The organism is Pseudoalteromonas atlantica, assembly GCF_043641955.1.
Classification (GTDB): Bacteria; Pseudomonadota; Gammaproteobacteria; order Enterobacterales; family Alteromonadaceae; genus Pseudoalteromonas; species Pseudoalteromonas atlantica_A.
In genome coordinates this window covers 410696-430699 of the sequence record NZ_JBHZRV010000001.1, presented here as the reverse complement: position 1 = coordinate 430699, position 20004 = coordinate 410696, and the positions used below count along the sequence as shown (strand labels likewise).

Sequence of the window (20004 nt, the reverse complement as noted above, 5' to 3'; positions counted from 1 at the left end):
TGTTGCGATATTTAGTTGCATTAGTGATTGCAGGTGTTGTTACTTTTTTACTGTTTTTAGGTATGCAAGCATTGATAACGGGTGGTGAAGGCGCTATGAGCGAGCCAGCTAAAGGGAATGTACTTGATTTTGTTCGTTTAAAAAAAGAAGAAACGGTACAAAAGAAAGAGCGTAAACCACAAAAGCCACCAAAGCCGAAAGAGCCGCCTCCGCCAATGGATTCACCGCAAATGCAAAACAGTGATCCTAACGCGAGTGCATCAAACTTTGATTTTGGTGCCAATGTCGAGACCGACGTAAATCTTGCAGGTGGTTTAGCACTTGAATCCAGTGATGGCGAATATTTACCGATTGTAAAAGTGGCGCCTGTTTATCCTAGAAGAGCCCTATCAAGAGGCATAGAAGGGTATGTCATTGTTGAATTTACTGTAACGAAACAAGGCACCGTTCGCGACCCACAAGTTATTAGAGCAGAGCCTGAGTCATTGTTTGACCGAGCAGCGATGGATGCAGCTCTTAAGTTTAAATACAAACCACGCGTAGTAAACGGAGAAGCCGTTGAAGTTGCGGGTGTACAGAACAAAATCTCATTCCAAATAAACGGATAGAGTAGCGAGGCGATTATGAAACCATTAAAAATTGCACTGATTTGTGCCACAGCATTCACCACCAGCGTAGCGTTGCCAACAGTTGTTAGCTTTATACCTGGTGTAAACATCGCGACAGCCTATGCGGCAGAGCAAAAAACTAAGCGTGTACCAGCACTGCGTGAAAAAGTATACAGCCAGCTAGCACGTGCGCAAAAGTTAGCTGATGACGGAGATGCAAAAGCAGGGTTAGAAGCGCTTAATAGCATTAAAGAACGTTCATCAAGTATGAATGACTATGAAATAGCCATGATGCATAACTTTTATGGTTTTATTTATTACAACGAGAACGATTTAGCGAAAGCAATTGCTTCATTTGAGAATGTTGTTAATGCAGAGGCTATCCCTGAGACATTACGGTTAAGCACGACTTTCAGTTTAGCGCAGTTGGCAATGGCCAATGGTGATTACGACAAGGTTATCTCATTTTTAAATGATTGGGATAACATTAACACTAAGCCAAAAACTGATGCATATTATGTGCTTAAGGCCCAAGCTTTTTATCAAATGAAAGATTATAGCAAAGGCATTAACAGCATTAATCAAGCAATTGCTCAGGCTGATAGTGAGGGTAAAGAACCTAAAGAAAACTGGTTAGTCTTGCAACGCGCAATGTACTATTCACTAAATCAACCACAAAAAGTAGTTGATGTTCTTGAGCGCATGGTAAAACTTTACAATAAGCCTGAGTACTGGGTACAGCTAGGTGGTATGTACGGTGAAACGGGTGCTGAGAAAAAACAGTTGGCTGTTTTAGAAGCGGCTTACCAGCAGGGCTTTTTAAACTCTAAGTCAGGGTTAACCCAGCTTTCACAAGTGTATATGTATAATGGGCTTTCTTATAAAGCAGCCGATGTGATGCAACAAGCTATGGCGTCGGGTGTAGTTGAAAAAACAGCTAAAAATTATGCCTTTATTGCTGAAGCAATGGTACAAGCGAAAGAAGATGAAAAATCTGCACAATTTTTCGCAAAAGCCGCTGATTTATCAACTCACGGTAAGTATGACCAGCGATTAGCAGAAGTGCTAATTAATACGCAGAATTACAATAAAGCGGCCGATGCTGCACGTGCAGCATTAGACAAAGGCGGGTTAGACTTTGAATCAAACGCGTATGTTGCATTGGGTATGGCACAATATAATTTAAAGAATTTTGATGCGTCTATTTTAGCATTTGAGCAAGCTGAAAAGCATAAAAAATCACAACGTTTAGCGACACAATGGATCAAGTACGTTAAAAACGAAAAAGTCCATGCAGAGACACTTCGCACCGCTTTACTTTAAGTAATTGCATACGCGTTTACTGACCAATTTATAATCGCAACACCAAAGCCGCCTTCGGGCGGTTTTTTTCGTTTCTATAAGCTTAAGTTATTGTAATCAAATAACTTAGATTGTCATTTTATGTTTATTAAAGTGTAACCTCCCTGTCATACAGCTCCCGTAAGGTAGTCACGTTGAAAAACTCAAGTGACCTTAAAGCATGTCAATCGTGTTTTAAGCTGACTTGGGTTTTTATTTAAATGCACTAACAAAATAATTAAATATCTTAACGGAGTGAACAATGAAATTATCTGACTTATTTAAAGTTAGTTTAGTAGCAGCAGCGGTTTCTTTAGCAGGTTGTGGTGGTGACTTAGTCGTAAAAGAAGGCGACGCTAATACAACAGTTAATGAAGGCGACACTATTAATAATAATTATGAAAATGGTGGCGACAATGGTGGTGATAATGGCGGCGACGATTCAAGCCGCGATGATTCACAAAATGCTACAACTGGTTTCCCTACCGATATTGATAATGCATTAGTTCAAGGTTTAGCGACTGATGTTTCAAGCTCTTTCCCACAAATTACTGACAAGCCAGTTTATAAATTAGCTGCTGATACTGTATTTACAGCAGATGTTTCGCTTACAAACGATGCGCATTGGATATTACAAGGGCGTACAGCGGTTGGTAATGACCGTGCTGACAATACCGTTCTTTATATTCAACAAGGTACTACACTAATTGGCGAAACAGGCGATGATTTCCTTGTTGTACGTCGTGGTTCTCAAATTGAATCAGTAGGTACTGTTTCTCAACCTATCACAATGACATCAATTCAAGATGTAACGGGTGCTGAAACAGGCATTGGCCAATGGGGCGGTTTAGTTCTTTTAGGTAATGCACCAGCGAACTCGTGTGGTGACCAAAAAGGTGAAACAACAACTGAAGAGCTTGCAGGTTGTGGTGTTCCAGCTGAAGGTGATGCTGGCTTGTTCGGTGGTGAAGACGAAGCTGATAATTCAGGTACTATCAAGTACGTTGTTGTTAAACAAGCAGGTAAAACGCTTGGCAATGGTGATGAATTAAACGGTATTACGTTTGGTGGTGTTGGCTCTGCAACGACTGTAGAGTACATCCAGGTTCATGAAAACCTTGACGATGGCATCGAGTTTTTTGGTGGCACAGTGAATGTTAGCAATGTTGTTTTAACTAGCATTGGTGATGACTCATTAGATTGGTCATTTGGTTGGACAGGTAAAGCAACTAATGTATACATTCAACAAGCTGCTAACCTTGGCGATAATGCAATTGAAGCAGATAACTCAGAGTTTGATTCAGAAGCATCACCGCTTACAAATCCTACTATCGAGAATGTAACTATTGTTGGTGCAGAAGGTAATAACGGTATCCGCTTACGTGCAGGTACAGCAGGTGTTTTAAAAAATGTATTTGTTACAGGTCCTGCTACATATGAAAATTGTTTACGTGTAGGTTCAGACTCTGTACCTCGTGCAGAAGATGGTTCTTTAACTATCACTAACTCAATTGTTGCGTGTCAAACGCCGGCTAACAACTTTGGTAGCGAAACAATTAACGGCGGTACAGTTCAAGCTTGGTTTGAAGGCCAAGATGACAACCAAACACTGACACCAGCGCAGCTTATGTTAGACGATAACGGCTACATGCCATTAGTGGGTTCTCCACTTGTTGCTGGCACACAAATTGGTGCGTTTAATACATCTAATAACTGGATGGAAGGCTGGACTGTTGCAATCAACGGCGGTTTCCCTACAGATATAGCTAATGCACAAGAGCAAGGTTTTGCAACAGATGTATCAAGCGAGTTCCCACAAATTACCGATAAACCAGTGTATCGCCTAACTGAAGATACTGAGTTTAACGCCGATGTTACCCTAACAAATGACGTACACTGGATCTTAAACGGCCGAACTGCTGTAGGCGGCGATAGAACAAATAGTGCAACATTATATGTTCAAGCGGGTACAACGTTAATTGGTGAATCAGGTGATGACTTCTTAGTAGTACGCCGTGGTTCACAAATCAATGCAAATGGTACTGCAACAGCACCAATCACCATGACATCTATTCAAGATGTAACAGGTGCAGAAACAAATATTGGCCAATGGGGTGGCGTAGTATTACTTGGTAATGCACCAGCTAACTCATGTGGTGATCAAAAAGGTGAAACGACCACTGCAGAGCTAGAAGGGTGTGGTGTACCAGCTGAAGGTGATGCTGGATTATTTGGTGGTACAGACTCAGAAGATAACTCAGGTGTTATCCGTTATGTAGTTGTTAAACATGCTGGTAAGACATTGGGTAATGGTGATGAACTAAACGGTATTTCGTTCGCTGGTGTAGGTTCAAATACTAAGGTTGAATATATTCAAGTTCACCAAAACCTTGATGATGGTATTGAGTTCTTCGGCGGTACAGTAAATGTGCGTAATGTTGTATTAACAGATATCGGTGATGACTCTTTCGATTGGTCATTTGGTTGGACTGGTCGCGCTCAAAACGTTTACATTCAGCAAAGTGCTGCGGGTGGTGATAACGCGTTTGAAGCAGATAACTCTGAGTTTGATTCAAATGCCACACCACTCACTAAGCCGCTTGTATCAAATGTAACAGTAGTAGGTGCTGATGGCGTTAACGGTGTTCGTTTACGTGCAGGTACAGCCGGTGTGTTACGTAATGTAGTAATTACGGGTCCTGATGGTTACAAAAACTGTTTACGTGTTGGCTCAGACTCAGCTGCAAATGCAGAATCAGGTGAGCTATCAATTGAAAACTCGGTAGTTGCATGTAACACAGACAATAACTTTGGTGACGAAGCAATTGGTTCTGGGAATGTTCAATCATGGTTCGAAGGTCAAACAGGTAACCAGACGCTAACATCTGCAACATTAAACCTTGCGACTGACGGTTTTACGCCAAAATCAGGTTCTCCACTGCTTGGTGCCGGTGTAGATGCATCTGACCTTGACCCGTTCTTTACCAAAACAGATTACATTGGTGCGTTTGACGGTGATAACAATTGGATGGACGGCTGGACTGTTGCTGTAACGCCTAACTTCCCGCAATCAGTAACCAATGCACTTGAGCAAGGTTTAGCAACGGATGTATCGGCAAGCTTCCCGCAACTGACTGATAAGCCAGTATATCAACTTAACCAAGATGTGGTCTTCACGTCTGATGTTACATTAACAAATGATGCACACTGGATTCTAAAAGGTCGTACTGCTGTTGGTGGTGACCGTGTTGATAGCGCAACTCTATACGTTCAGTTTGGCACAACGTTAATTGGTGAATCAGGTGATGACTTCTTAGTTGTTCGTCGTGGTTCCCAAATTGAAGCAGTGGGTACAGCTTCTCAGCCTATCGTTATGACATCAATTCAAGATGTAACGGGCGGCGAAACAGATATCGGTCAATGGGGTGGTTTAGTATTACTAGGTAATGCACCTGCTAACTCTTGTGGTGACCAAAAAGGTGAAACAACGGATACTGAACTTCTAGAGTGTGGAGTACCAGCTGAAGGTGATGCCGGCTTATTTGGTGGTAACGAGCCTGAAGATAACTCAGGTACATTAAAATATGTTGTTGTTAAGCAAGCAGGTAAAACACTGGGTAATGGTGATGAACTAAATGGTATTACTATTGCGGGTGTAGGTAGTCAAACAGAGCTTGATTACATCCATGTACATGAAAATCTTGATGATGGTGTTGAGTTCTTCGGTGGTACTGCAAGCATTAGTCACTTAGTACTAACTAATATTGGTGATGACTCATTAGATTGGTCTTTTGGTTGGACAGGTAATGCGCAATACGTCCTAATTAAACAAGACTCAACAAATGGTGATAACGCTATTGAAGCTGACAACTCTGAGTTTGATTCAGATGCGTCGCCGTTAACTACTCCTACCATTTCAAATGTAACAATTATTGGTGCTGACGGTGTAAATGGTGTTCGTCTTCGTGCAGGTACAGCGGGTGTTATCAAAAACCTAGTTGTTACAGGACCTGATGGATACAGCAACTGTTTACGAGTAGGTTCTGACTCTGTGCCACGCGCAGAAGATGGTTCACTTAACATCAGTCATTCAGTAGTAGCATGTACAGCGGCGAATAACTTCTCTGATGAGGCAATTGCAGATGGCAATGTTGAGTCTTGGTTTAGTGCGCAAGATGGTAACTCTGTAATGGAAGCTGCAATGCTTGGTTTAAGTGACAATGGATATATGCCAACGGCTGAATCAGCGCTACTTGGCGCAGGTTTTGACTCATCAAGCCTTAATAGCTTCTTTGATAAGGTCGATTACGTCGGTGCAATGGATGCACAAAATGACTGGACAGCAGGTTGGGTAAAAGTAGGTCTTGAATAACCCTCTTTTTTATCCCGGGCGAGAGCATGCTCTCGCCCAGCTTCTAGTTCATGTTTCGGAGTATAATAATGAATTCTTTTAACCTCTCTAAACTTGGTCGTTCAAAGCTAAATCAAGCAGTTGTTGCTGCTATTTTAGGTTTGTCTATCCACTCAGCTCACGCAGAGCAGGAATCAGACCAAGCAATAGAAGAAGTGGTCGCAGTTGGTCAACGTTTAAAAGGAAGTGCGGGTGCTGTACTTCAAGAGCGTCAAAACCAAGCGTTTGTTGCGGACATTATGGGGGCTGATCAAATCTCACGTACGGGTGATGGTGATGCCGCTGCTGCACTACGCCGTGTAACAGGTTTGACACTTGTTGATGGCAAGTTTATTTACGTACGCGGTTTGGGTGAGCGTTACTCAAGTACGCAGTTAAATGGTATGTATGTTCCCAGCCCGGATCCAACTCGCTCGGTTGTACCATTAGACTTATTTCCAGCAGACATTATTGAAAGTCTAAGTGTACAAAAATCATTTTCACCGGATATGCCTGCGCATTTTGGTGGTGGTAATGTCAATATCAGAACCAAGTCAATTCCAAGTGATTTCTTGTTTAAAGTTGAAGTAGGCACCTCTTACGATACAAATAACAGTGAAACAGGTTATTTTTATGAAGGTGGTGACGATGATTGGATGGGTCGTGACGATGGAACTCGTGGATTACCTCAACAGTTTAAAAATGCCTTCGCAGCTGATGGTATAGAGGGTAATTTAGACACCACTTTAGAAGAGCGTAAAGCGTTGATGTCTTCGCTTGACTGGAATATTGGACCAACAGAGAAAGATGTACCGCCTGAAATCGATTTTTCAATTTCACTGGGTGATCGCTTTGATAGTGATTTAGGTACGTTTGGTGTACTTGCTGCTGTATCTTATGAAAATGAGTGGGAAGTAAGCAAAGAGGAAAACGGCACAAATCTAGGTAGTTTAGGCTGTGAAGATAAGTGCTTTGCGCAATATTATGACGGTACATCTACTGAACAAAATGTTCGCTGGAGTGGAACGTTAAATCTAGGGTATGAGTTTAGTTCTAATCATAAAGTTGAACTAACTAATATTGCTTTACATGATATGCGTGACCGTGTTCGTGATCGTAACTTCTATGATGCCAATGAAACTGAAGATGGTGTACGTGACTTACGTCGGGTTGACGTGGTGTATGAAGAGCGAGAAATGTTTGCTAGCCAGCTAAAAGGCACGCATAACTTTGCCGAGTATAATAACTTATTCGTTGATTGGTATGCCGGCACCAGCCGTGCAAACCGAAATGCGCCAGGTATGGTAGATGCTGTTTTTCAACGTAATTACGATGATGGTGTATATGTATCAGAGCAGCTGCAAGATGTTTCAGCCACTAACTTAAGCCGTGAATTCCAAAACCTGCATGATAAAGTGGATACATGGGGTTGGAATATGGGCATGCCGTTTTATGGTGATGGCTATGAACTTGAGTTAAAAGCCGGTGGAGATTTCTCTGAAAAATCGCGTGATGCTGCAAATACACGCTTTGGTATAACGCACCGTGGTATCGCTGACGAGTATACATTTGGTTCGCGCTTAGATGAAATTTTTGCTAATGATAATATTAACAACGATGATTTCTATGCAAGCTCTACAGGTGCAGGAATTTTTGATGATAGAACAGCTGACGGTGACAAGTATACCGCTGCTAATAAGCTTGATGCTTATTACTTTATGGCTGATTTTTTCTTAGATAACACCTGGCGTTTCACAGGCGGTGTTCGTTGGGAAGATTTTACCCAAGTATCTATCCCATTCAAAGCACACAGCAATCTATTTGATGCAACAACCGATGAAATCGTTGATGTAGCTGTAAAAGATGACGACTTATTCCCGTCATTTGCTGTGACATACATTATGGATGATGAAATGCAGTTCCGCTTAAACTTAAGTGAAACAACAATTCGCCCTGATATGCGTGACGTTAGCTCAACGTATTATGTTGACCCGTTAACGGAGTTTTTAGTTCGCGGTTCGCCTAGTTTACAAAGCTCTAAACTAAAAAATATTGATTTTAGATTCGAGTGGTATATGCAATCGGGTAATAATTTCTCAGTGGCACTTTTTCATAAAGACATTGAGAACCCAATTGAAATGGTTGAACTTGCAGCTGTTGGTGGCGCAGCGCCTCAATTATTAACAGCCAATGCAGAATCCGGCGAACTAACGGGTATAGAGTTTGATTTTTTATCTGACTTTAGCTTTATTGATTCATCACTGGCTAATATATTCGTCTCAGGTAACTTAACTATCTCTGACTCGAAAGTTGATTTAGGAATTGATGACTCAGACGGTGCAGACTCTTTGTTTGAACAACAGCTAAAAGCTGCGTTAGAAGCAGATTCAGTGTCTAACATCGTGACAAATAACGAGCGTCGCTTAGTTGGTCACTCAGAATGGGTAACTAACTTACAAATGGGTTATGACTCTGACGATGGTTTTCATTCAACATCATTAGTGTATAACGTATTTGGCCCGCGTATTATCGTACCAGGTACACGTGGTAATGAAGATGCGCAAGAGCAAGCATTCCATTCATTAGATTTAGTTTATTCTTATTTCCCTAACTTCAATAGTAAAGTGAAGTTTAAAGTAGAAAATATTCTTGGCCAAGATAAAACAATTGAGCAAGAAGGACTTACTTTATGGAAAAAAGAAGAAGGCACCAAATTTAGTGTTTCTTACTCTTACGAGTTTTAAGTTTGTTCCGCCCAGGAAGGCAAATATAAAAAACCTAACTACAATTGCCCTACTTACGTAGGGCTTTTTTTTGCCTTCTCGTTTGTTATGCTAATTTTAACTTAAATACGCCAATTCATAAGGAATTGTTGTGCACACAGTTAGTACAATCAAACTAAGAGAACCAACATTACAGCTAGATAACCCAGAACAACAGTGGCCTAGCATTAAAGATAAAAAAACCTATAAACAAGAGTTAAAACGTTGGCAAATTGAATTACTGCATGTTCAGCAGGCCTATTTTCATCAAGGGCGGCGAGCTATTATTGTTTTAGAGGGGTGGGACGCAGCAGGTAAAGGAGGTGCAATCAGGCGTTTAACTCAGCGTTTAGACCCTAGAGGGTTTAGTGTTTATCCGATAGCTGCGCCAACGCCTCAGGAACAAGGAAAACATTACCTTTATCGCTTTATGACTAAGCTACCAGCTACAGGAACCATTGCCATCTTTGACCGTTCATATTATGGGCGTGTTTTAGTTGAGCGTGTGGAGGGATTTGCGAGTGACGAGCAATGGCAGCGCGCGTATCAAGAGATTAATGAATTCGAACGCTTATTAATAGATGACGATGTACGTATTGTTAAGTTGTTTTTAAATATCAGTAGTGAAGAGCAACTCAAACGCTTTGAAGGTCGTTTGCAAGACCCTTATAAACGCTGGAAATTAACCAGTGAAGATATCCGTAATCGCGAAAAAAGAAGTGAATATGTCACTGCCATAAACGAAATGTTTGCTAATACCGACACTATTGCAGCCCCATGGCATGCTATTGCTGCGCAGTACAAATGGTATGCTCGCATAGAAGTGTTAAAAACGGTGGTTAAGCAATTACGCAAAGGAATAGATATTACACCGCCTAGTTTAGATCCCAATTTAGAGGATATAACCATTGATTGATGTTTAAGTTACAGAATCAATATGAAATATTTTTATGTTCTATGACTATTGCTGGTTTTGCATTTACTGCAATGCTAGATTGAAGTAGCTAAAAATTAAATCTCACGCAATGAATTTTAATTTTTAACGTATTAGGTATTTCTTATGACTCAAACAGTGGAACAAACAATGAAAAAAGTAGGATTAGTCGGTTGGCGGGGCATGGTTGGCTCAGTGTTATTAGAACGTATGCAGCAAGAAAAGGATTTTGCCAATATTGACACCACTTTTTTTACAACCTCACAAGCTGGTCAATTAGGACCTGACATTGCAGGGACAGCTAAACCTTTACTTGATGCTACTAGCATTGAAGAACTTGCTAAAATGGACATTGTAATTACGTGCCAAGGTGGTGATTACACTAAAGCAGTCTACCCACAACTTAGAGAGTCAGGTTGGAATGGCTATTGGATTGATGCAGCTTCAGTTCTGCGCATGAGCGACGATAGCATAATTGTGCTCGATCCAGTTAATAAAGACGTAATCGAGCAAGGCCTTGAACAGGGTGTCAAAACCTACGTAGGTGGTAACTGCACGGTTTCATTAATGTTACTTGCCTTAGGTGGTTTGTTTGAGCAAGACTTGATCGAATGGGTAAGCCCTATGACTTACCAAGCTGCATCAGGTGCAGGCGCTCGCAACATGAAAGAGCTCATTGCTCAAATGGGCTCTATTCACGCAAGTGTTGCTGATAAACTTGCTGACCCGCAAGCTGCCATTTTAGAAATTGATAAGCTGGTAACTGAGCAAATTGCTTCAAGCGATTTACCACAAGATCAATTCGGTGTGCCATTAGCTGGCAGTTTAATTCCGTGGATTGATGTGCCAATGCCATCTGGGCAATCAAAAGAAGAGTGGAAAGCGCAAGTAGAAGCAAATAAAATTTTAGGTTCATCTAAGCAACCAATACCTGTAGATGGTTTATGTGTTCGTATTGGTGCGATGCGTTGTCATTCACAAGCTATGACCATCAAATTACGTGAAGATATCAGCGTTGAAAAAGTAGAAGAGATCTTAGCCTCTCACAACGAGTGGGTTAAAGTCGTACCTAACGAGCGTGATATTACTGCCACTGATTTAACACCTGTAAAAGTAACGGGCACGCTTGATATTCCAATAGGTCGCATCCGTAAACTATCTATGGGGCCAGAATATATTAGTGCGTTCACTGTAGGTGACCAATTACTGTGGGGTGCTGCAGAGCCTTTACGCCGTATGCTACGAATTATTGTTGCTAAAGACTGTTAATTTTTACGAGTTATTGCTGAGGCCAGCTTTTGCTGGTCTTTTTATTACTTTTCCTCAGCTTTTATCATTTTTACATATTTAACCTTTGTATTATTTGCTCAATAGCAACTTAAGCACTATATTTTTAGAAAGTTCTTTAGGTTTTTTTTATGAATATTTCTAAAAAACTGAAGCTCTCTTTTGCTTCAGCAATAGTATTGCCTTTATTCATTATTGCCGTATTAGTCATTACACAAACTCGCCAACAAGCTCATGATAACTTTGCGTTATTAAGTCAGCGTGAAGCAACGCAAATTGACAATGCGATTGTGATGTTTTTTACTGAAATTGCTAAAAACGTCGATTTTCTTGCATCTGATCCTCGTATTCTTCAAGCTCAACAAAATGTGAAAACTCACATGGACGCCACTACCTCTGTTGCCCTTAATCATCTTGAGCAAAGCACTACTGAACAGGAGGTTTTTAAAGCGTTCGATCATTTCGGTCTGACTCACCCTGGATTAGCTTATATTTATATGGGAAATGAACAAGGAGGATACATACAGTGGCCACAGGGTGAAGTTAATGCGCGTTACGACCCACGAGAGCGGCCTTGGTATATAACTGCGGTTCAAGCGAATGGTGAAACCATTCGTACTAACGCCTATTACTGGGCTATAGACGATATGGTAATCGTATCTACTGTCAAGGCGATTAAAGACAATGGCAATATTGTCGGCGTTCAAGGGATGGATGTATCATTAAACGGTCTTACGGATATTATTGCAGATATTAAACTAGGTGAAACTGGTTACTTAATGCTGATCGAAGATAATGGAACTATTTTAGTTGACCCTAAAAATAATGATTACCGATTTAAGCAATTATCCGAGGTTGCTGGTGGTAAGTATCAAGCATTAGCTAATAATAAGTCAGGCCAGTTTGAGCTTACGCTTAATAATACCGATTACCTTGCCAATATATATACATCTCGTAATTTAGGGTGGAAGTTTATTGCGTTAGTTGAAAACTCTGAAGTAATGAGCGCAGCAAATACAATCACCCTTTATATTTTATTTATTAGTGCTGTACTGATCGCTGTTTTTATTTTTATGGCGAGCTATATCGCGAAATTAATTTCTTCGCCTATTGTAGAAGTAAGTGATGGTTTAACTGAAATTTCTCGCGGGGGTGGAGATTTAACGCAACGGCTTTCAATTAAAACAAAAGATGAAACAGCTAAGTTAGCGAATAGTTTTAATTTATTTCTTAATCTTATTGCTGATCTAGTAAAACAGATCAACGAATGTGCACAAAAGGTAAGTGACACATCGTTGCAAACATCATCAGAGGCATCGCAATTAACAAGCTCCACATCACAGCAACAACAGGCCCTTGAAATGGCGGCGACAGCGATAAACGAAATGGCTGCAACTGCGAATGAGGTTTCAGCTAGTTGTGCAAATGCGGCTGACTTAGCCATGCAAACACAAAAAGCCTCTGAGATTGGTCAGTCTGTAATAACAGAAACAGTGCAAAGTGTTGCATCATTAAGTGATGTGATCACAAAGGCAACCTCAGACATTTCACAGTTGGATGCCGAAAGCGAAAACATTATGTCTATTTTAAGCGTAATAAGGGGGATTGCTGAGCAAACTAATTTACTTGCGCTTAACGCCGCTATAGAAGCTGCTCGTGCTGGTGAGCATGGTCGAGGCTTTGCTGTAGTGGCTGATGAAGTGAGGGCATTATCTCAACGTACGTCTGAATCAACAGAGGAAATTGCTGGTCAATTAGATAAATTAAGAACAATGTCAGGCCAGGTTTCAAGTGAGATGAAGAAAAGCTTAGAACGTACTGAAAAAACAGTGGGCTTATCTCAGTCAGCGCAACAGCAGTTTACTGAAATTACTGAATCAATTGTCACTATCAGTGATTTAAATACTCAAATAGCAACAGCTGCCGAGGAGCAGCAACATGTTGCAGAAGACATCAACCGAAATGTAATAGAAATTAAAAACGCAGCGGATGATGTGAGTGAGATTGCCACCAGCACTAGTGAAAATGGTGACAAGCTCAATGTATTATCTGATACGTTGACAGCCCTTGTTGGGAAGTTCAAAGTATAAGGTGATAAATACATATCACCTTATTTTATTACTTCTTGAGGAGTGCCTTTAATTCATCGAGTTGCTGCTTAAGTTCGTTCACTTGCCCTTGAGTTGCAGGTAATGAGTTTGTACCAGCTTTTTCTTCACGGGCGTTACGGTGCTCTTCAGACATCACTTCTAAAATAGCGCCAACCATCATATTTAAAAATACAAATGCAGTTAAAAAGATAAACGTTAGGTAAAAGATCCAGCTCAACTTATAAACCACCATGGTTTCATACATCACATCGGTCCAATCTTCAAAGGTTGCAACTCTGAATAATGTCAGCATCGAGATAGATACATCGCCCCATAGAACAGGGTTTATTTCAGCAAATAGCATACTGCCCATCGCGGCATATATATAGAAGATCACGAACATGAGCAAGGCGATATAACCCATTTGTGGAATCGCTTTTAGTAACGAATTTACCAATAAACGTAACTCAGGGATCATTGAAACTAAACGCAGTACGCGGAATATTCTGAGTAACCGAGCGATAAATATAGTTGAGCCTGCTGCCGGGTATAAACTACCTACTACAATAATAAAGTCAAAAATGTTCCAACCCTTGGAGAAAAAATCTTTAATACCTTTACTGGCAATGTAGCGGATAACGAGTTCAATAAGAAAAAATACAGTGATCCCTATATCCATCCAATGCAAAGCAAGCTCTGCTGTAGGGTGTAAAGAATAAGTGTGAGCGCCTACAGTTAGCGCGGATATCACAATAACGGCAATAACAAATGATTGAAATATTTTACTTTTATCGATACGCTGGAACAGCTCTTGTAACTGCGACAACATCATAATTCGGCCTTAACGGTAATTAATTCAAAACGTGTGCAATATACAGCAAAATCACGTCAGATGAATTATTTTTTCGGCATAAAATGTAAGGAATTTTTAATGGTTTTCAATACACTGAAGTTGTTACTTAGTGTTTTATTTGTACTTTTTTTATCGGGTTGTACATCGGACAGTCGTTATCATGAGATTCAATCAGCGCGATTAAACGAATGTAACTACATGGCCGATAAAGAGTACCATGAATGTGTAAAGCGCCAAGAAAGCGGTTACGACGAATACAAAAATAATAGGGCAAACGAGCAAGCATCTAAAAATGACAAAAACTGAAAAACGACTAGATAATACACTTCGCAAAGTACTGACCATTGCCTGCGAAAATATAAAAGACACGCACCGCTACTTTAGTCACCTTACGCATACGATTAATTTGAAAAAGCCAGAGAATACATTACAAGTTACGTGTTTTTTTATTGATGAGCTCGCACTCACCCAAGCAAAGAGCCAACAGTTATTATCCTCTATTGAGAGAGAGTTAACCGAGCAGCTTCAAATCGTGGGTTTAAAGCCTCAGACAATTAATTTTTTAGCAGTGTAAGGTACTCATGTTATCAAACTTAACTCACAAGAAAAAACAACGTAGCTTATTGTCGCTGGCTTTTGTTTTTTTTATTTTAGGTATTTATCAAGTCACTATGTCACCTAATGGCACTCCTATACCTGTTTTTAGTAATGGGTTTGTCATCGCAATCGCATTTTGGGCTTTTTCTCGTCGTTATAGTGCAAAGTTTATAGAGCAACATTCGCTTGCGAATGCTATTACCAGAGACAACAACCAGCTAATTGTAAAACAGGCACCTATACAAAAAGTATCTGAGGTTGATATTACTCGAATCAGCCAAATTACAATCGCAGACAATTACCTTAGTTGTATACTTGATAACAATGGCCAAGGCTTTGATTTTCAAATAATTGGTAAAGCGTGCGACATTGAGTTGCATTTGGCCTCAATTTTAACAGCGAGTGAACGCGAAGCGATCATTATTAGCCTCGTTTAATTTGGTATAGTTTTCACATACAGTTATAATCTAGCAAAATAGTAAAAGAGATATATTATGGCTGTACCTACTCGTTCTGAAATTTCCCTAGGCACTGAAGTCAACATCGTTTTAAAGCAAGATCAGCGAAGTGGCACATTAACTAACGGCATTGTTTCGCGTTTATTAACTAAATCACCAAATCATCCTCATGGTATTAAAGTGCAGTTAGAAGACGGCCAAGTAGGCCGTGTTAAAGAGATTGTTTCATGAATGAATTTACAGAGTCTGACTTTTGGCGATTAGTCACCGTTGATGACAAAACAGCTGATCCCGAATCGGTTACTCAACGTTTAAAACAGTTACTTGCTGATTTAGATGACGATAGCCTGATTTCGTTTGATAAGCATTTTAGCCTTTGCATGCGTAAAAGTTATACGTGGGAATTATATGGTGCAGCGTTTGTGATGGCAGGGTGTAATGATGAGTATGGTTTTTCAGAGTTTCGGTGCTGGTTAATCTCGCGTGGTGAAAGTGCTTTTAACACAGCAATTGAAAACCCCGACTCTTTGGCTGATTGTACTCCCGTTTATCATTTAAACGAACAGCCATACCCTTACCTAGATGAATACGATCTCATAGCTGGCTTACTCTATGAAGAGCGTAACGAAGATGAGTTACCTTTTGTTCCGTCAGGTCTCGAACAGCCAAAGGGCAAACGTTTTAAAGATAAGCCTAAATTTTTAAAATTAGCTTATCCACGACTGTTTGATAAATACTGGCAGTAACTCTTACTTTATAAACAAGTTAGCTTGTTTTATTTTTATTTTAACGGGTACACCATACTGTAGCAATTGATTATTTAAGTAGGTATTTAATGCATTATTCGAAGATAGCTTTTATCATTGCTTTCGCTTTATTTTCACAATTATGTGATGCTAAAAGTGTACTGCCTAGTAATAAAAGCCAATTTGTTAAACTATTGAATGCCAATTTAGGTAGTTATAAATTAACTACTGGCACGAGTGAGTTATGCGCTAGTGGTGAGCTGCAGTGGATTAACAAAAATAATACTAACCTTGGCTTCAGTTTGGGCAGTGGAATTACTTTTAACGCTTTACATAACGGTACACAAACCAATAAAGTGCCCAATTTTTGTTTAGTCACGACTAAATTTAAATACACCAGTGAAGGTATAACCATGTCCCTTCGCCATGATCGATGTGACAACCCAGAAGACTCACTTGATAGCAGCCAAACATTGCGTTTCTTGGCTGGCAATAAACTACAGTACACTGTTGAAAATACGGATGTTTTATGCAACTTTGAGCAGCAACGTTTATAAGTCACATGTTATTTTAGGTAATGCATGCCAACGAGTTGTGTAGTGGGGTGATAAGTACTCACGTTTCATATGCCATGACTGCGTTTGTTGCTGACTTGCCAATGATAATGTATTGCTGCCGTAACGTTTGTTTATGGTATCTAAGCAGTTCATAAGTTTACTATTATCTCTTGATACAGCAAATAAATCCGGTTGTTGAAATTGTACAGAGCTTAACTCTAACGCCCCCACACCACACTTATAAAATTGTATGCCAGGCTGGTAGAGTTGATCAAATAACTGATTAACAGCGCTGGCTAATACGCAACTATCAGAGCTTGGGGTCGCAAAGTCATAAACCAAAGATTTTTTATAGTAGACTTGTTCGTGTGCAGAGCTTGCAACAAACAATAAAAGCCGTTGAGTGACAGAGCGTTGTTGACGAAGTTTTTTACCAACAGTAACGCAGTGACTGACTAATGCTGTTTTTAGTGCAATCGGATCAGTTAACCGTTTACCAAAGCTGCGAGTCGAAAATATTTCGCGTTTATCTTGACGTACTTCATCCCAGCTCAAACAAGCTACTCCGTTAAGCTCGTTAACAGTGCGCTCAAGTACCACACTAAATTGCCTTTTCATGCGCCGGGGTTCTTGTTGCGCCAAATCAAGTGCTGAATGTATATTCATTAATTTTAATTTTTTTGCAATCCGTTTGCCCACGCCCCATACATCGCTTACATCCATCATTGCGAGTATATGGTTACGGCTGTGTTCGTTATGAATAACAGCTACACCATCAAAACCTGCAAGCTTTTTGGCTGCATGATTCGCAGCCTTAGCAAGCGTTGGAGTTGTCCCAAAGCCAACACCTACAGGCAGTTTAGTTTCTTGCCACACAGTACGACGGATCTGATGGCCATACTGATGCCAATCTCTTATTAAGGGTGTAAAACCGTTAAAGTGTAAAAACGATTCATCAATACTATAAATATGTTGGTTATCACAAAAACGGCTGATCACATTCATCATTTTGTCGCTTAAGTCGGCATAGAGCTCATAGTTAGATGAACGAACAATCACGTTATGCTTAGCAAGTAAGTGTTTTACTTTAAAGTAGGGCTGAAATTTAGGGATATTTAACTTACGGGCAATAGGGCACACGGCACAAATACAGCCATCGTTGTTGGTTAATACAACCACGGGTTTTGTTCTAATTGCGGGGTCAAACACTTTTTCAGCACTGGCATAAAATGACACCGCATCGACTAAGGCATACATTGGTGTAACTCAGGACTTAAACGGTGCAGACGAATTGAGCGCGTGACTACACCTTCTAATTGAAATTCATCATCGGCTGAAAGCTGAACAGGCCCATATGCAGGAGACGCTGACAATAATTGTGCATTTGTTCTATCAAGCAATTTACACACAAATAAGCCATTTAAGTTGGCAACAATCACATCGCCATTTTTGGCGTCTTCAGCTCTGTCAACTAACAGTAAATCACCATCAAAAATACCCACACCTTGCATAGACTCTCCAGAGGCAACACCGATAAACGTGGCATCTGGGTGTTTTATTAATAATTGATCAAGCGATAAGCCTAACTCTTTGTATTGGGCCGCGGGGGATTCAAATCCACACACGCCAGCTTCGATATAAATTGGGATAACACGCATACTAAAACACACTTAACTGTATATTTGTACAGTATAGTGCTTAGCAGGTTAAAATGCCAAGGGTTAGATCAGTTTCGCAACCGCATACGGCCTATTTTATTCATGTTTTATATTGCTGATCATAGTGTTAGCTGTATGCAAAAAATTATCAATTTGGCTTTGATCTAACCCTTGGCATAGTAAAGCATCAACACTTTGCTCAGCGGCACGCAATTTTTGTAATAGCTGTTCGCCTGTTTGGGTGAATGACAGGATAAAGCAGCGTTTATCGTTTTCATCGGCACATTTAGATATTAAGTCGAGTTTTAGTAACTCTTTGATCAAACGTGCTATTTGAGCTTTATCACGCTGTGTTTGCTGAACAATATCGTTTGCAGTGCAATGAGGTGTTTGGGCAATAATATGCAAGCAACGCACATGCAATGCATTGATACCTAACTCGTTAGCGTTAATAGAATTTCGTACAGTCACACGGTAGCTTTGAGCAAGAGCAAATAAAGTAGCGGCTAAATTTTGTTGTGTCATGAAACACCTGGTTAGTTGACAAAGTCAATTAAAAGTATATAGTTGATTTTATCAACCAATGGGGCGTTGTGCAAACAATCATTATTATTATACCAATCGTGTTAAGTTAGTGAGCATTTATAGCGACAGATAAATGGCGTGATAACAAGGTATAAATTTTTAACATGTAGTTGTTCTACCTGAAAAATTTATAACGCAGTTAGCGCTTTATTTAGCTCGCTAGAATAGTTAAATATATAAGCCGATTGGTACTAAATCATTGGAGGTAAACATGGGTAAAAAAATACGTCGAGCACACGTGATCAGTACCACACAAATAGCGCCGCATTTAATGCGTATTGTCGTTGGCTCAGAGGAGTTTGAAGACTTTCCACGTGATCAACAAGGTGCTTATGTAAAAGTACTCTTTCCTCATGAAGGGCAAACCGACGTTGAACTTGATCTTAAAGCGGATAAGCCTGCGGTTAGGCGCTCATACACAATACGTGAAATAGACTCACAAAGCGGGGCAATCAGCTTGGATTTTGTTATTAATCAACACAGCGGGATTGCAACGAATTGGGCTAAGCGTGCCAAAGTGGGTGACAACATAGGTATTGCAGGGCCTGGGCCCAAAAAGCTCTCAGACTTTAGTCAATCAGATTACCTAATGTTAGGAGATTTAACCTCCGTTAATGCAATAAATGGTTACTTACAGAAGTTACCAGCCAGTGCTACCGTGAATGCTATTATTCACGTACCAGATAAGCAGGATATTATTGAGCTCGATGTAACCCAAAGTAATCACCGTGTTAATTGGCTTGTTAGCGAGCAACCAAACACCGATTTAATTAATACAGTGATAGCCCAGTTGAGCCAAAGTCATACTAAGCCGTTAGTGTTTATGGCCCTTGAATCTTCATTAGTTCGGCAAATAAACACCCTTGTTGGTGAACGCTTTGCGATTGAACGCGAAAATATTGTGTGCTCAGCCTATTGGAAACAAGGTATAACAGCCGATGGTTTAAAAGTCGAAAAACAGCGCCAATCAAATGCTTAAATGCTGATTAAAAATGACCTCTATGTAATCACAGTAGAGGTAAATATATTAATGGTACTTTGTGATATCACCTCGTGCGGCGATACTCTTTTTGTTACTCGGATTAAGCCTATCAGCCATTAGCGGCTCTGCGAATATTAACTATGAGCTTAAGACGAT

At 40.2% G+C, this 20004-nt stretch carries 18 protein-coding genes; 14 read left to right on the top strand and 4 right to left on the bottom strand.

The window, feature by feature from the left end; translation table 11 throughout:
• The first annotated feature begins 2 nt into the window (after positions 1-2).
• The 7 genes from ACHUE3_RS01785 to ACHUE3_RS01755 all read left to right on the top strand — a co-directional run bounded on the left by ACHUE3_RS01785 (position 3) and on the right by ACHUE3_RS01755 (position 13412).
• The gene (locus ACHUE3_RS01785; protein ID WP_394190260.1) at positions 3-608 is read left to right on the top strand and encodes an energy transducer TonB; all 606 of its coding nucleotides are present in this window, start codon (positions 3-5) and stop codon (positions 606-608) included.
• 15 nt (positions 609-623) lie between these two features.
• Positions 624-1931, top strand: coding sequence for a tetratricopeptide repeat protein (locus ACHUE3_RS01780; RefSeq protein WP_394189578.1), 1308 nt, complete (start codon positions 624-626; stop codon positions 1929-1931).
• A gap of 280 nt (positions 1932-2211) precedes the next feature.
• The gene (locus ACHUE3_RS01775; RefSeq protein WP_394189576.1) at positions 2212-6321 is read left to right on the top strand and encodes a hypothetical protein; all 4110 of its coding nucleotides are present in this window, start codon (positions 2212-2214) and stop codon (positions 6319-6321) included.
• A 68-nt stretch (positions 6322-6389) separates the two neighbouring features.
• Positions 6390-9083 (top strand): TonB-dependent receptor domain-containing protein, encoded by a 2694-nt coding sequence (locus ACHUE3_RS01770; RefSeq protein ID WP_394189574.1) that lies wholly within the window; start codon positions 6390-6392, stop codon positions 9081-9083.
• A gap of 130 nt (positions 9084-9213) precedes the next feature.
• Positions 9214-10017, top strand: a complete 804-nt coding sequence (locus ACHUE3_RS01765; RefSeq protein WP_394189572.1) for a polyphosphate kinase 2 family protein — start codon at positions 9214-9216, stop codon at positions 10015-10017.
• A 144-nt stretch (positions 10018-10161) separates the two neighbouring features.
• The gene (gene asd, locus ACHUE3_RS01760; protein ID WP_394189570.1) at positions 10162-11304 is read left to right on the top strand and encodes an aspartate-semialdehyde dehydrogenase; all 1143 of its coding nucleotides are present in this window, start codon (positions 10162-10164) and stop codon (positions 11302-11304) included.
• A gap of 149 nt (positions 11305-11453) precedes the next feature.
• Positions 11454-13412, top strand: coding sequence for a methyl-accepting chemotaxis protein (locus tag ACHUE3_RS01755; RefSeq protein ID WP_394189568.1), 1959 nt, complete (start codon positions 11454-11456; stop codon positions 13410-13412).
• Between the two features lie 28 nt (positions 13413-13440).
• Here the strand turns inward: ACHUE3_RS01755 and ACHUE3_RS01750 are convergent, their stop codons facing one another.
• Positions 13441-14241, bottom strand: coding sequence for an ion transporter (locus tag ACHUE3_RS01750; protein WP_394190258.1), 801 nt, complete (start codon positions 14239-14241; stop codon positions 13441-13443).
• Positions 14242-14343: 102 nt separating this feature from the next.
• On the opposite strand from ACHUE3_RS01750, the gene ACHUE3_RS01745 reads away from it, so the two are divergent.
• From ACHUE3_RS01745 to ACHUE3_RS01720, 6 genes are all read left to right on the top strand, one after another.
• A complete protein-coding gene (locus ACHUE3_RS01745; RefSeq protein WP_394189566.1) occupies positions 14344-14571 on the top strand; it encodes a hypothetical protein in 228 nt (75 codons plus the stop codon).
• On the top strand, positions 14558-14839 hold the full coding sequence (locus tag ACHUE3_RS01740) for a hypothetical protein (RefSeq protein WP_394189564.1): 282 nt from the start codon (positions 14558-14560) through the stop codon (positions 14837-14839). Before ACHUE3_RS01745 ends, ACHUE3_RS01740 begins: the two co-directional genes overlap by 14 nt.
• Positions 14840-14846: 7 nt before the next feature.
• On the top strand, positions 14847-15299 hold the full coding sequence (locus ACHUE3_RS01735; protein WP_394189562.1) for a hypothetical protein: 453 nt from the start codon (positions 14847-14849) through the stop codon (positions 15297-15299).
• A 57-nt stretch (positions 15300-15356) separates the two neighbouring features.
• Positions 15357-15551 (top strand): YwbE family protein, encoded by a 195-nt coding sequence (locus ACHUE3_RS01730; RefSeq protein ID WP_394189560.1) that lies wholly within the window; start codon positions 15357-15359, stop codon positions 15549-15551.
• Positions 15548-16066, top strand: coding sequence for a DUF4240 domain-containing protein (locus tag ACHUE3_RS01725; protein WP_394189558.1), 519 nt, complete (start codon positions 15548-15550; stop codon positions 16064-16066). Before ACHUE3_RS01730 ends, ACHUE3_RS01725 begins: the two co-directional genes overlap by 4 nt.
• 89 nt (positions 16067-16155) lie before the next feature.
• Entirely contained in the window at positions 16156-16623 is a 468-nt protein-coding gene (locus tag ACHUE3_RS01720) for a hypothetical protein (protein ID WP_394189556.1), read from the top strand.
• Here the strand turns inward: ACHUE3_RS01720 and ACHUE3_RS01715 are convergent.
• From ACHUE3_RS01715 to ACHUE3_RS01705, 3 genes are all read right to left on the bottom strand, one after another.
• On the bottom strand, positions 16618-17880 hold the full coding sequence (locus tag ACHUE3_RS01715) for a Y-family DNA polymerase (RefSeq protein WP_394189554.1): 1263 nt from the start codon (positions 17878-17880) through the stop codon (positions 16618-16620). The genes ACHUE3_RS01720 and ACHUE3_RS01715 overlap by 6 nt on opposite strands.
• The gene (locus ACHUE3_RS01710) at positions 17868-18281 is read right to left on the bottom strand and encodes a LexA family protein (RefSeq protein ID WP_058559405.1); all 414 of its coding nucleotides are present in this window, start codon (positions 18279-18281) and stop codon (positions 17868-17870) included. The genes ACHUE3_RS01715 and ACHUE3_RS01710 overlap by 13 nt, the downstream gene beginning before the upstream one ends.
• Before the next feature lie 96 nt (positions 18282-18377).
• Positions 18378-18806: a MarR family winged helix-turn-helix transcriptional regulator gene (locus ACHUE3_RS01705; RefSeq protein WP_394189552.1), complete on the bottom strand. Its 429-nt coding sequence runs from the start codon at positions 18804-18806 to the stop codon at positions 18378-18380.
• A gap of 271 nt (positions 18807-19077) precedes the next feature.
• On the opposite strand from ACHUE3_RS01705, the gene ACHUE3_RS01700 reads away from it, so the two are divergent.
• On the top strand, positions 19078-19845 hold the full coding sequence (locus ACHUE3_RS01700) for a siderophore-interacting protein (protein ID WP_394189550.1): 768 nt from the start codon (positions 19078-19080) through the stop codon (positions 19843-19845).
• Positions 19846-20004 lie beyond the last annotated feature (159 nt).